Source organism: Mucilaginibacter rivuli, assembly GCF_019391655.1.
GTDB lineage: Bacteria > Bacteroidota > Bacteroidia > Sphingobacteriales > Sphingobacteriaceae > Mucilaginibacter > Mucilaginibacter rivuli.
On sequence record NZ_JAHXPQ010000003.1, the window covers coordinates 282,468 to 297,436 of the forward strand.

At 41.0% G+C, this 14,969-nt stretch carries 8 protein-coding genes; all 8 read left to right on the forward strand.

Translation table 11 applies throughout. The features are described from left to right. The first annotated feature begins 254 nt into the window (after nucleotides 1-254). The 8 genes from KXQ82_RS08475 (at nucleotide 255) to KXQ82_RS08510 (ending at nucleotide 14,912) form a co-directional block, all read left to right on the forward strand. On the forward strand, nucleotides 255-404 hold the full coding sequence (locus KXQ82_RS08475) for a hypothetical protein (RefSeq protein WP_219487751.1): 150 nt from the start codon (nucleotides 255-257) through the stop codon (nucleotides 402-404). 154 nt (nucleotides 405-558) lie between these two features. Further along, nucleotides 559-4,668: a hybrid sensor histidine kinase/response regulator gene (locus KXQ82_RS08480; RefSeq protein WP_219487752.1), complete on the forward strand. Its 4,110-nt coding sequence runs from the start codon at nucleotides 559-561 to the stop codon at nucleotides 4,666-4,668. Between the two features lie 274 nt (nucleotides 4,669-4,942). Beyond that, the gene (locus tag KXQ82_RS08485) at nucleotides 4,943-5,524 is read left to right on the forward strand and encodes an RNA polymerase sigma factor (RefSeq protein ID WP_219487753.1); all 582 of its coding nucleotides are present in this window, start codon (nucleotides 4,943-4,945) and stop codon (nucleotides 5,522-5,524) included. A 136-nt stretch (nucleotides 5,525-5,660) separates the two neighbouring features. After that, the gene (locus KXQ82_RS08490; protein ID WP_219487754.1) at nucleotides 5,661-6,665 is read left to right on the forward strand and encodes a family 43 glycosylhydrolase; all 1,005 of its coding nucleotides are present in this window, start codon (nucleotides 5,661-5,663) and stop codon (nucleotides 6,663-6,665) included. Between the two features lie 72 nt (nucleotides 6,666-6,737). Next, nucleotides 6,738-8,222: a glycosyl hydrolase family 28 protein gene (locus KXQ82_RS08495; protein ID WP_219487755.1), complete on the forward strand. Its 1,485-nt coding sequence runs from the start codon at nucleotides 6,738-6,740 to the stop codon at nucleotides 8,220-8,222. A 219-nt stretch (nucleotides 8,223-8,441) separates the two neighbouring features. Then, complete coding sequence (locus tag KXQ82_RS08500) at nucleotides 8,442-11,771, forward strand: SusC/RagA family TonB-linked outer membrane protein (protein ID WP_219487756.1); 3,330 nt, start codon at nucleotides 8,442-8,444, stop codon at nucleotides 11,769-11,771. Between the two features lie 9 nt (nucleotides 11,772-11,780). Beyond that, nucleotides 11,781-13,592, forward strand: coding sequence for a RagB/SusD family nutrient uptake outer membrane protein (locus tag KXQ82_RS08505; RefSeq protein WP_219487757.1), 1,812 nt, complete (start codon nucleotides 11,781-11,783; stop codon nucleotides 13,590-13,592). Between the two features lie 480 nt (nucleotides 13,593-14,072). Then, entirely contained in the window at nucleotides 14,073-14,912 is an 840-nt protein-coding gene (locus KXQ82_RS08510) for a glycoside hydrolase family 16 protein (protein ID WP_219487758.1), read from the forward strand. The last annotated feature ends 57 nt before the right edge of the window (nucleotides 14,913-14,969 follow it).

Sequence of the window (14,969 nt, forward strand, 5' to 3'; positions counted from 1 at the left end):
GTTAGCCGTAATTGTATAATAATGGCAAAACAGGGCACAATCATGTAAATGGTTGTGCCCTTGTTTATTTAGTAAATTGAGGATGTTTTTTGTAAAATGAGTATAAATATGCTTTCGCGATGTCTTTATGGTTATACGTCTGTTTATTCATTAGTAAAAGGCTTGGGCAACGCATCTGTTTTTGTGGGAGTTATTTAACCCCTCGATTTAGTAATTGATGATAAAAACTTATTTGAATTGTTTAATTTTAGGCAATGAAAAAAAATGCAATTGGAACTGACCCGCAAGATATTTTCAAAATAGAAAAATTGAAAGTAAGCGATGCGGATATAAAAAAGCATTGGGATAAAGTTTTTTCAGCAATTGCAATAAATAAACCTAAAGTAAAAGCCGGTAATCAATAAGTCTTTATAATTACATGAATAGCTATCTTATCAAAAGTAAGAACCTATTCATCACCTTTAACTAAGCATGAGTTTGATATGGTTAGTTAAATCCTGATATATAAATAGCGTTTGTAACTTGAATAAAAAGATACACTTACGGTACTCAAATTATATGCCCCGGTTTGATGCCTTTCGGAATCACATCGTTCTGTTATTCTTTTGCCTGTTTTTTTCTTCTTTTCAATCGCTGGTAGCGGGCAATGCCCCAGTAATTAGCAAGTTGGGCGTTAAAGACGGCCTTTCTAAGAGCGAGGTGCGCTGCATATTTCAGGATCATCAGGGTTATATGTGGTTTGGCACATATGATGGTTTGAACCGCTACAATGGGTACGATTTTAAGATCTTCAGGAATAGCCCAACCAATAAAAACTCCATAATATACAGCTATATCAACTGTATTGCCGAAGATCGTTTAAACAACCTTTGGGTTGGCACGCGGCAGGGTATCAGTGTATTTGATCCTGTTTCAGAAAAATTTGCTGTAAAATATGCTTCGCGAATGGGGCAGACAAAGCCATTCCAAATCAAATCATACATCAGGGATATTAAAACAGACCATGCAGGTAATGTCTTTATCGCATCGCAGGACAATGGATTAATATTATTTGAGCAGCAGCATAAACAAGGGCTCGAGATCCCCTATCAGGACCAGCAAGGCAGTTTATGGAATTATTATGTACAGGCATTGTTCATCGGCCCCAATCAGCAGGTCTATGTCTGGATCGATAAAAAAGGGTTATGCCTATATGATAGAAAACAAAAATGTATCAGGTTAGCAGGCCCTGTTTTAAAAGGGGTAACCTGCTTTTTTATTGAAAACCAGCAGTGTTGGGTAGGTACAAACACGGGCTTATATCACCTGGATATGTTAACATACCGGGTTAACGCGGTGATAAATGAAGAGGCAGGCTTGAGTTCTAACAGGGTAACCAGCCTGCAAACAATGCCCGGCAATATCCTTTGGATAGGTACCGATGGCGGAGGGATTAATATTTTAAACAGAGCTTCCGGGAAAATCGACCACCTGTCTGACGGCTTTGATGATCATTCATTATCCAGTAATTCTGTTTATGCAATTTATCGGGATAAAGACTTCAGAATGTGGATCGGCACATTGCGTGGAGGGATAAATATTATCGACAATGTTAAAGAGCGGTTTCAAAACATCAGTCATAATCCTACCAATCAAAACAGCCTGATCAACAATTTTGTTAAATCAGTTTTTGAAGACGCCCGGCACAGGTTGTGGATCGGTACGGATGGCAGCGGGTTAAGCCTGTGGGATCGTGAGCACAACCATTTTGATAATTTTCATTATGCTGTACATGATGCCGGCACACTCAGTTCAAACTTCATTACCTGCATTAAGCAGGATTTTAGCCAGAAAATATGGATAGCAACCTATGGCGGAGGTATTGATCTGTTTGAACCCCATACCCGCACTTTTAAAAAGTATGTAGGATATGATAAGGCAAATAAAGCCTCCAGCGTAGTTTTTTGGATACTTTATGAAGACCGCCTGAAAAATTTGTGGGCAAGCGGCTTACAGGATGGCTTGTTTTTGTATGATCGTGTTAATGACCGTTTTAATGTGTTCGATCCGTCGGCCAAAAACATCCTGGCCATTACCGAAGATGATGATGGTACACTTTGGTGCGGAACCTTTGATGGCCTTGTACATATTGACAGGCAAGGGAAAAGAAAGCAGTATTTTGCAAAAGGCACATCTGTAAGAACTATATATGAGGATAAAAAAGGCAACCTTTGGTTAGGCACCGAGGCTGGTTTAATATTGTTTGACCGCAAACAGGGCCGCATTGTTAAACAATATACAACAGATGATGGCCTGAGCAGTAACAATGTATTAACCATTGAAGAGGATAAAAACGGTTATTTATGGATGAGCACTTACAATGGCTTATGCAGGCTTGATGTAAACAAGCGGGTTTTTACCAACTTTTTTGAGAGTGATGGCTTGCAGAATAAAGAGTTTAATTTTAATGCCTCGGTTTCTCTTAAAAGTGGTGAGCTGGCTTTTGGGGGCATCAATGGGTTAACACTATTCAATCCACAGCATATCCTCCCGGTAAATAGCATCCCTAACATTGTTATTAATGATTTAAAGGTTAACGGCTCACTCATCAGCGAAAAGCCCTCCTATATCTCGGCGGTACAAAACAGCCAGGTAAAGGCCTTAACCATCCCCTATGATGAAGCATCGCTGTCTATCAATTTTTCGGCCATTGAATTTTCATCACAGGAAAAGATCAGTTACCGGTACATGATGGAGAACTGGGATAAAGGCTGGAACGATATCGGGCAAATACGTAATGCCGTTTATACCAGGCTTAACCCCGGATCGTATGTTTTTAAAGTAAACTGTACCGATGCCGAGGGCAAGTTGATAAAAAAGACGGTTGCTTTGAATGTTACCATCCTGCCGCCATGGTACCGTACATGGTGGGCCTACACTTTTTATTTACTGATCTTGTTTTTTTGCGTTTACTGGTATTTAAGTTACCGCTCGCGCGAGGCACATTTAAAATATGAAATTAAACTCGCTAAAGTAAATGCCGATAGCCAAAAACTGATCCAGGAAAAAGAACGTGAATTAAACAATAAACGTTTGGAGTTTTTTACCGGCATATCGCACGAGTTCAGAACGCCGCTATCCTTAATCATCAACCCGATCAACGATCTGCTGAAACAGCGTACCGGCGCGGAAAAAAACGACCTGAACATTGTTTACCGCAATGCAAGACGCCTTTTAAGTTTGGTAGATCAGTTGTTATTGTTTAGAAAGGCTGATGCAGGCATGAGCAACCTCAACATAGGGCCCATTGATATCTGGCAGGTTTGTAATGACGTTTTTTTATGTTTTGAACAGCAGGCCAAAGCAGCCGGGATTGCTTTTGAGTTAGCCACTCCTGAAGTGAAACTGATCATATTTGGCGACCGCGAAAAGATCGAGATCATTTTGTTCAACTTAATGTCTAACGCGATAAAGTACAGCCCGGCCGGTAAAAAAGTACAGGTAGTTATTGATGATACCGATACCGAAGTACAAATACAGGTAATAGACAATGGCCCCGGCATACCAACCCACATCGGCGAAAAGCTGTTTGATCAATTCTACCGGTCGAGAGAAGCAGCACAACCTGTAAAAGCAGGTTTTGGCATTGGGCTGTACCTGGCTAAGCAATTCACAACAGATCATCAGGGTAAACTTACCTACCACAGTCTTCCCAGCAAGGGCACTACCTTTATTTTACAGCTTAAAAAAGGCATCGATCATTATCCTAACGAAATTATTTCCCATATCGAGTCTGCCTCCTCTCCTCTTTTAAATGAGCTTAGCAACCAGCCCGCCGCCACGAGCGTAACGGCTAAACCGGATAACACCGATTTTAAAACAGAAACCATTTTTACCGACAAAAAAGCGATACTGGTTATAGATGATGATACCGATCTGAGAAAATACATTATAAGTATTTTAGATAGCCAATACATAGTTTACGAGGCCGAAAACGGTGATAAAGGGCTTTTAATTGCTAAAAATAAACTGCCCGACCTGATTATTTGCGATGTAATGATGCCCGGAACAACCGGGATAGAGCTATGCGCCATTATTAAAAAAGACCCATTGCTTAATTATATCCCCATGATACTGCTTACGGCAAGCTCATCGGCCGAAGGGAAAATAATGGGGCTGGAAAGCGGAGCCGATGACTATATCAGTAAGCCTTTTGAAAAAGACATGTTAGTAGCAAGGGTGGCCAACCTGCTGCAAATACGCAGCAATTTACAAAGCTACTTTTATAATGCAGTTACACTTAGCCCGGGCAATATTACCATTTCCGAGGAGTATAAACTATTTTTAGAGAAATGCATTGTTGTTGTTGAAAAGCACATTACCGATCCTGACTTTTCGATAAAAGTTTTGGCTGATCAAATAGGGATGAGCCACTCTAACTTATACAGAAAGGTAAAATCCTTATCGGGACATTCTGTTAACGGCTTTATCAGGTACATACGCCTGCGCAAAGCTGCCGAATTACTGATACAAACGGATATGAATGTAAACCAGGTGGCACTGGAAACCGGCTTTAATAACATCAAATATTTTCGCACCCAGTTTCATAAACTTTTTGGTGCAAATCCTTCAGATTTTTTACGCCAAAAACGCCCCCTGTTTAAAAAGAAATTCAAAGTTATTGAATAGCTTTCAAGTATAAACTCCTCTACACGCAATCCTTTTACTAAATCAGTTTAGATGGCTGTTTTTTGTGGAGATTGTACCCCTTAAATGACCAGTTTGTATCCCATAGGTATTAAATGAAACCCTCATTTTAGTACTGTTAAACCAATTAGGATCTATCGACCAAAATTTACTTATACTGTTTTAGTGAGGTGTATTATAACGCCTTAGCACAACCGGGTATTTTTAGTTGATGGACAATTGAGTAAGCAAGCTAACCGCTAACCATAAACCCGTTATGAACAAAAGTGACCAATTATCGCAATGGTGGAGAGACGCCCTACAAGGAAATGTTGATTCCTTTAGCCATATTCATCATGAGCTTTACCCGGTTTTGTACCATTATCTTTTAAAGATCTTTAAAGATGAAGATATCAGTCAGGATATTTTACAAGATCTTTTTATTAAGCTATGGGAACGCAGGCAAACCATAGGTTTAATATTGAATGTAAAGGTCTACTTTTTTAAAACAGCACGTTCGCTGGCGTTTAATTATTTAAAATGCCGTAAAAACCATTCGGTTGCTCTAACCGATGATATGGATTTTGACATTGAGTTTTCGCAGGAAGAAATACTGATGAACAAAGAGAATAGCATGGAGCTAAACAGGCTATTATTAACAGCGCTGAATACCTTACCTAAAAGGCAAAAAGAAATGATCTTTTTGAGATATTTTGATGGTTGGAATTATGATGAAATAGCCGAAGTTACCGGCATCAAATATCAATCGGTGGTAAACAATGTACACCGGGGTATATTGCAATTAAGAACTGAATTAATTTCTGACAAGTATTTTCAAAACTGCAGAATGGCGATATAATTACACATTACCGGTAAATCAGATCTTTAAATATTGTTATATCAATTGGTATTCATCAATAAATACCAATTATTTTATACAACATGAGTATAAAAGCAACCATAGCCTGTCTTTGGTATTATACAAGTATATACTCATGAAAGGTAAAACCATTTTTATTGTTGCGTTATGTATTTTCGGTTTTTTAGCCGTTACCTGCTTTGGGCAAAAAAAAACTAACCCTTATATAAACCCCGGCCAATTATGGCCCGATACCCAGGGCAACCACGTACAAGCCCACGGGGGCGGAATTATCAAGATAAAGGATACCTATTATTGGTATGGCGAAGAGCGTGCTCAAAACTTAGATACCAATAAACGTTATGTAAGCTGCTACTCATCTACAGATCTGATAAACTGGAGTTTTAAAGGCGATGTTGTACAAATGACAGACCCGGAAAATTTAGGGCCAAAATGGATATTAGAAAGGCCCAAAGTTTACTACAATAAAAAAAGCAGGCAATATGTAATGTATTTCCATTTGGATGACAAAAAATACAAAGTTGCCAAAGTGGGTATAGCCGTATGTGATAAACCCGACGGAGAGTTTAAATATTTAAAAAGCTTTAGGCCATTAGACCATGAAAGCCGTGATATCGGGCAATTTATTGATGATGATGGAACCGCTTACCTGGTGTTTGAAGACCGGCCTTTAGGTTTCCACATTGCCAAACTTGCCGATGATTATTTAAGCCTGGAAAAAGAAATGTGCCTGATCCCGGAGCATATGGAAGGTGGTGCTATTGTTCATTACCAGGGCTTGTATTATGCCATAGGCTCGGCGCTAACCGGCTGGCGTGCTAATCCCAATAAATACGCTACCGCAAAATCTTTAGCGGGCCCATGGTCTGCTTTTAAAGATATCGCACCACCCGAAACCAATACCTACGGCTCGCAATCAACCATGATATTAAAAGTAGTGGGCGAAAAATCTACAACGGTTATTTTCATGGGCGATATTTGGCGACCAGCCGCACAGTGGGACTCCAGGTATTTATGGATGCCCCTTGAGTTAGGTAATGGAAATTTGAAGCTCCCTGCTCCAAAACCATGGACCTTGGACATTAAAAGCGGGCAATGGCATTACCTGTATAATAACTAACACCTGTTTTAAAAAACTGTTGGCCTAACGCGGCTTTAATGCAGTGTAATACTTATTCTTCCCCCATCTGCAATGAAAATTAAAGGATTGTTTACTTGTTTGTTTATACTTTTAGCCCAACTCGTTTTTGCAAATATCATCACCTACCCGGCCCCCCAAAGTGCCTTTGCCAATACCGCCTACAGTATTAGGGTAAGAGAAGCCGCAGATGCCTGGCAAAAAGTAGATGTTTATAGTGCCAAGGTTGCTAAAGTAATCAATGCTAAAACCAGCGTACATAAATCGGCGTTCGCTTACTTTGATTGTGATGGAAAGGTAGAAGTTGAGGTTACTTTAAATAACGCGTTGGCTAAAACAGTAAAAGTAAGGCCGGCTTCGTTCGGTATTAAGCCTGTCATCAGTGGTAAAACCATTCGTTTTTTCATGTCGGTATCTCAGTATATCTCCATAGAGGTTAACGGCGAAGTGTATAAAAACCTGCAGCTGTTTGCCAACCCTATCCAAAAAAACATCCCCCTGGCTACGGATACCAATGTGCTTTATTATGGCCCGGGGATACACCACATTGGCCGCTTAAATATCCCGTCAAACAAAACCATTTATATTGCCGGTGGTGCCATTGTTCAGGGTAGTTTGATTACAGATCATGCCAAAAACATACGCATATGCGGACGGGGTATATTAACGCAATTAGAGCTTGATGATGTATCGGGTGGTAAAAATACCGGCAATGCCGGTAAACAGAGGTCCCCGCGTAATGATGCGTTATCAGTTAAGTTTTCAAGCAATGTTAAGATAGAGGGTATTGTTGTTTTGCCCCATAAGTATTCTGTTTTAATAGGCCAATCTGCTGATATATCAATAAGCGATCTTAAATCCTTCAGTTCTGAAGGTAATGCCGATGGGATAGATATTTTTTGCAGTTCCAATATTGATATCAACCACATTTATATGCGTAACTCTGATGATTGCATAGCCATATATGGGCACAGGTGGGATTTTTATGGCAATACCCGTAATGTAAACATAAAAAACGCGATACTTTGGGCAGATGTTGCCCACCCACTGCTTATTGGCACCCACGGCGACTCCATCCATCCGGATACATTGGAGAATATAAATTTTACCGGTATCAACATTCTTGAACAAAATGAAATGCAAATGGACTACCAGGGCTGCATAGCCTTAAACGCGGGCGATTCCAATTTGCTTCGAAAAATAGCTTTCGATGGCGTTACCGTCGATCACATCAACAAAGGGCAATTGATCAACATTCGTGTAATGTTCAATCAAAAATATAATACATCTCCAGGCAAAGGTATTTATGATGTGTACTTTAAAAACATAACCTATAACAGCCCTGCAGAAAAGCTTTCATTAATTACCGGGTACGATGATACAAGACTTGTAAAAAATATTTTTTTCGAGAATTTGAGCATAGGGGGGAAATTAATTACCGACAATATGGATGGCAAACCCAGTTTCTATAAAACCGGCGATATGGCTGGTATGTACGTAGGTGAGCACGTTCAAAACATAAAATTTGTTAAAAGATAGTACATTTTTAAAAGGAATAAACCTGTTGATATCCCTCCTTTTTATTCCGCTACAGCATAATATCAAAAAAAACAGGTAAATGAGTATGAAAGCCCCGGGCAATTGTCTTATATACAATTATAGCCAATTATAGCTTTGCCAACAGCCCTAACCAAGCCATTTGGCCTTGCAAACAGTATTTAGGATTTAAACCAATTTTAACCCTTAATTTTAATAATTATGATTTTTTTTACTCAAAAAAAATGGAAGGTAAAGCGGCTGCTCGCGCTACTTTTAATTACATTTTGTAGTCATGTTTTACTGGCACAATCTCAACAGCAGGTTACAGGTAAAATTATCGATGCAGTCACAAACGAACCGATCATCGGTACGAGCATTCATGTTGTGGGATCTGCCGTTGGCGTAGCAGCAGACGTGAACGGCTCTTTTAAGATCAGCGTTCCTGATGGAGGGAGCCTCGAATTTAAAAACATAGGTTACATTACCTCAACCCAAAAGGCAACTTTTAATAAGCCGATGCTGGTAAAATTATCACCATCTGCAGCCAACCTCAACGAAGTTGTAGTTGTAGGTTACGGCACCCAGAAACTGGCTACCGTAACCGGTGCTATAGCTACCGTAACAGCTAAAGAATTTCAGGATAGGGGCCCTACAAATAACCCCATAGCAAATTTACAGGGCCAGGTTCCGGGAGTTGTAGTTACGCGCACATCGGCCCAACCGGGGCGCGAGAACTGGAATTTCCAGATCCGTGGTGCAACATCTGTGAACAATGCCGATCCGCTGGTTATCCTTGACGGTGTGGCTATCAACAATAACAATGAGCTAAACTCTCTTAATCCCGATGATATTGACAACATTTCTTTTCTGAAAGACGCTTCCGCTGCTATATATGGATCAAGAGCTGCTTATGGCGTGGTACTCATCACTACCAAAAAGGGGAAAAACGGAAAGCTAATTGTGCAGTATAGTCCATCCGTATCCGAAAAACTACTTGGCCTGCAGCCTAAGATGACTAATATATCCGAATGGGCCAACGGTTTAAAAGAAGCAAAAATCAATGATAATTATGGCGTAGTACCAACAACAGACCTGTGGTACCAGATGGCTAATTTCGCTATCGCTAATGATGGCACAGTGGTTTTGGCATCGCAGATTCCCGGCTATGCCGGTTCTTTATCAGCTACACCACAACTGGTTTATAATGGATTACCGGTACCCCAGTTTGGCGATGTAAAGGAACTCGATTTCATTGGTCAGCCTATGTCAAGCGTATTGTGGGGCAGGGCTACATCCACACAACAAAATTTAAATTTTTCAGGCGGATCTGATAGAAATGCTTTTCGTGTTTCGCTGGGTTACCTAAATGATGGCAGCCAGTTACAGTATGGTAATAATGGCAACCAACGCTATAATTTACGTTTTAATAACCAATATAAATTTAGCGATAAAGTAGAGCTGTCAACAAATATATCGTTGGAAAGGAACAACATACAACAACCAACACTATATACCACAGGAAGCTACAGCGCACTGGGCAATGGTTTCCAACCCGGTATACCAGCCTTTACCCAATCAGGCAAACCATACCAGTGGGGTGGCGTTATCAGCCCTCCGGGCCAACTTCGCGATGGCGGGGATAACCTGGAAAACAATACCAGGGCAATGCTGAACAGTATTTTAACCTATAAATTTTTAAAGCATTTAACATTTACAGGCACCGCCGGTTACAACCTGTGGTACCAGGATGATGCGGTACAAACCAAAGCTATCCAATTTTTTTCGTACGATGATAAATACCTCATATCTACAACGCCAAGTGTTGGTACTGCAGGCAACACATCAGGTAATGAAAATTACTATCGACAAAACATTGTTGATCCCTATTACAATTTAATTGCGCAGGTTAGCTATGCAAATACATTCAAAAAAGATCATGATGTAATGCTGATGCTGGGAGCATCATATGAGCGTGATGAATATGACATGACCAATTCACGGACTTATAACCTGGGCAGCGATGATGTACCATCTTTAAGTAATGGTTTATCAAGCGGCACAGCAGGTTTTGTATCAAATGGTGAGGTGCGTAATCACTTTGCCCTGGCATCTTATCTTGGCAGGTTTACCTATGCGTTTAAGGGGAAATACCTGTTAGAAGCTACAGGAAGGTATGATGGAACATCAAATTTTATCGACTATAAAAGGTGGCACCCTTTTGGTAGTTTGCAATTAGGATGGCGCATTTCAGAAGAGGCGGCCGTTAAAAAATTAAATATTTTTGATAATCTTAAGTTGCGCGCGTCTTATGGTACCACCGGTAACCAAAGCGGCATTAAATATTACGATTATATCCAGCAGTTAATTGCCAGTAGCAGTAATACCCTGCTGGGTTCCAGCATTGCTACAAAAGTGGCAACAGATGGTTCGCTGGTATCTTTAGATAGAACCTGGGAAACCGTAAAAAAGACCAATATTGGTTTGGATTTTTCGGTTTTGAGAAACCGTTTATCAGGCACATTCGATCTGTTTAAAAACTATAATAATAACATGCTTATCAGTGTCACCTATCCGGGTGTACTTGGGGCATCGGCTCCGCAAAGTAACAACGGTAACCTGGAAACATGGGGATGGGAAGGTATGTTAACCTGGAAAGATCGCGTTGGGCAGCTGGGTTACTCCATTTCTGCAAATATTACAGATAGTCAAAATAAACTGATTTATTACAACGGCTCGCCTTTATTAGGATCTGGCTACAACGGCGCAGTAGAAGGTTATCCACTGGGGTCGTATTTTGGTTTGCAATATGCCGGCAGGCTTCAAACACAGGAGCAGGTAGATAATTATAACAAATACTATAGCGTTGGTGGTGTTATTAACAATATTGGTATACCTGTTGCCACTCCGCTAACTAACCTTCCGGGCCAAAACTCGGGCCTGCGCCCGGGTGATAATTCTTTTGCTGATGTTAATGGCGATGGAAAACTAAGCACCGGCACATCTGCTAAAGATATGGGAGATCTTGTTTATCTTGGTAGCGATGTACCGCGTTATACCTTTGGGTTAAACATAGGTTTACAATGGAAAGGTTTTGACTTTTACAGTATCTTTCAGGGCGTAGGTAAAAGAACCATTTTCAGAGCAAATGGAAGCGCTAACAACTGGCGTACTCCATATACAGCCCTTGGCCAGGCACAAGCCGAAGCATGGGTAGGCAAAACATGGTCGCCAACCAATACCGATGCTTATTTTCCTAACCTGCATACCAATGGTATCAATGCATATAACTATCAGGCCTCTACCTGGTCGGTTGAGAGCGGAGCTTACGTTCGCTTAAAAAACGTTGTATTGGGTTATACCCTACCTAAAGCATTGCTTGAAAGAACAAAAGCTATCAGCGCATTGAGAGTTTATATTTCAGGAAGCGACCTCTGGGAAATCAGCGGCATTCATGATGGCTGGGACCCGGAAACAACCCGTACTACACAGGGAAATGAGCGGTATCCATTCTATCGATACCTGACATTAGGCGCTAACATCACTTTTTAATTAACGAACATGAAAACTATCAATAGTAAATTTATATATTTATTAGCCTCGGTATTGATCCTTACTGTGGGTTGTAATAAGATAACAGATCTGAAACCGCTGGACACACTTTCTGATGCGGCCTACTGGACTAAACCTAGCGATTTTAAAACTTTTGCAAACCAGTATTATGGTTATCTACATAACTTTGGTAATTCCTTTGCGGATAATGCCCATTATGATGGCCGGGCAGATGTATTTGGTGGCGGAGGGGCATATGGTGCAGGCACCAATACAGTTCCGGCTACGGATGGCAACTGGACAAATAATTATAACAATATTAGGGCCTGCAATTACCTGCTGGAAAAGGCGGCTGATTATAGCGACAAAGCCGGCATAGCGCAATATGTTGCTGAAGCAAAATTTTTCAGGGCGTATTGTTATTTTGAGCTGTTGGAAATATATGGCGGCGTACCGCTAATTACCAAAACGCTTGATCTAAACTCACCCGAGCTTATGGGCACAAGGGCAACCAGGGATGAAGTTGCTGACCAGATCATAGCCGATCTGCAAGCTGCCATACCCGATCTGCCTGCTTCAATATTGGCCAGTTCAGCTGATTTTGGCAGGGTATCACGCACTGCGGCTCAGGCTTTTTTAGGCCGCGTGGCATTGTACGAAGCCACCTGGCAAAAATTCAGAAGTGGTAATGCAACCAGGTACAATGCCTTATTTGATATATCTTCAGCAGCATCAGCAGCAGTTATCGCTTCTAACCAATACGCTCTTTTTGGCACAGCTGCATCAAACGCATTGGGCGGTAACAGCACCATCCTCGGCGATTCCTGCCAGAAATACCTGTTTATCCTGGAAAATCCAAAATCCAATCCGGCAGGGGTAACCAAATCGGCAAATCACGAGTATATATTATCTTACAGATATGATGATGTTATTAAAACAATCGGCACCAACATTAGCCGCCAGGGTACCCAGATAGGGCCACAACATAAATATGTTAATGCTTTTCTTTGCCAGGATGGCCTGCCTATCGAAAAATCGCCACTTTTCCAGGGATTTCAAACTTACGGATCAGAATTTGCTAATCGCGATAACCGCTTAAAATACACCATCAAAATAATGAATATGTATTACTGGTATGGTAATATCAATTTCAGAATTACCTGGGTAAATGATGCTGCAGATAACGCCAATGCATATGGTCCAAAAGTAACACAGATAGGTGGTTACAGCAATCAAAAATGGGTAACCGAGCGCAATTGTCCGGATACAAAGGAATCTGAAGATTACCCGGTAATAAGGTATGCCGAAGTTTTGTTAAACTATGCCGAGGCCGTGTACGAACGTACCGAAACCATTACCGATGTTGACCTGAATAAATCCATCAACCTGGTACGCTTGCGTGTAAATAAAACTATGCCACCATTAACCAACGCGTTTGTTGCTGCAAATGGATTAGATTTCCGCACCGAGATAAGAAGGGAACGTTTTATTGAACTATACTATGAAGGTTTCAGGTTTGATGATATTAAGCGTTGGCACAGTGCTGCAACAGATTTGGTGACTAATGTAGGCGGCACCGCTTATGGTAACGCCAGCGCATTTGTTAGCCCATGGCCCGTAGGTATTAAATATGTAGGCACCCAGGCGCAAATTGGCCCCAATGCCCTGGTGCCGGCTCCAACCAATGCAAAAGATGCCAACGGCGCACTGATACTGGATAATACAGGACGCTTATTTTCTGAAAAAAATTATTTATACCCAATACCTACACAACAAATTACGTTAAACCCCAACCTGGTTCAAAATCCTGGTTGGCAGTAATTAAAATCCTAAAAAGCCGTCTCATCATCAAAATATGAGGCGGCTTTTTAATTGGGGGATAAGCATGTTTGTACAGATCAGCACTCCCTTTATCAACCACCGCCTCATCAACTATAAAAAGCAAATTCTCAATAGTCGCTAAGGCGCTTTTAAATGCTTAGTCTTGTTCCATCATACCATTGCAAAAAAAAGCCGCTATCTATTCAGTTAGCGGCTTTTTTAAATATGCGAAAGAAAATACCAGCTTAAACTAATTTATATTAAATTACTGATTATCAATACAGTAACAAATAATAAAAATTAATATTCATAGCTACCCAATATACATCCGTATTTGCCTGACTTTTCCTGATTTGGCCCTTTTATTTAGCGGGTTTATCCCCTATCGGCCTGGGTATTTTGACTTTACTTTGCTTTTACCAAAACACCTACCAAGAATTTAGGGAAAGCAAAACCAATTGTCTATCTAAAAATTTAATTATGAAAAAACTACATTTAATTTATCTGGCCTGTTCAATCGCGGCATTTTCATCGTGCCAAAAAGAGCCGGCTCAGCAAAGCAGCGATTCTGCTTCAGTTGCATTAAAAAACAATGCGATATCGACAAGTTTCGCTGCTTCTGCCGTATCGTGGGTAAATGTTATCCCCACCAGTTCGTTCAGTAACTACAGCACGTACTGGAATGATCTGTATCCCTGGGGATCAGACCATAACGGAACAGCGCGCATGAGGTCGCAAAATATCTCGGTTTCCGGGGGCGTTCTTACGTTAACCAGCGCTCCAACCAGTGGCGTAGGTAGCAGCAGCAAATCGCCTTATCTTACAATCGACTATTATTCAGGAACCGTTTATGCCAAAGTGGTTCCGGTTGTTGATGCCTCATGGCCCAAGTGGCATTTTAAAGGCGAGTTCCAGTGCGAATCACAACGCGGAACCTGGCCTGCATTTTGGGTAACCGGATCAACTTCATGGCCTCCGGAAAGCGATTTTATGGAATTTAAGGGCAGTGCAACCTGTTGGACCAATACCTACAAAAATGCAAGCGGAGGATGGTCAAGTGTTGGAACAGCAATATCCAGTCCCGGAAACTGGCATACCTATTCTGTATATATGACCAAGACCAATACAACCGATGTTTCTATAGAGTACTGGATCGATGGGTCGTTAAAAAGCACACAAACCGGTGCTAACTTTGTCGGGAAGCCTATGAACATCATTATCGACTATCAAATGGAGGGCTCTTCCGGCTCTCCCGGCCCTACAGGAACTACCTACATGCGCGCAAGAAATGTTTTGGTTGAAAAAAGCGCCACTTTATAAGAAGAACATTTAAGTAATGTGCTTTCCCTATATCTTGGTTAATTTAAGCAATAAGCA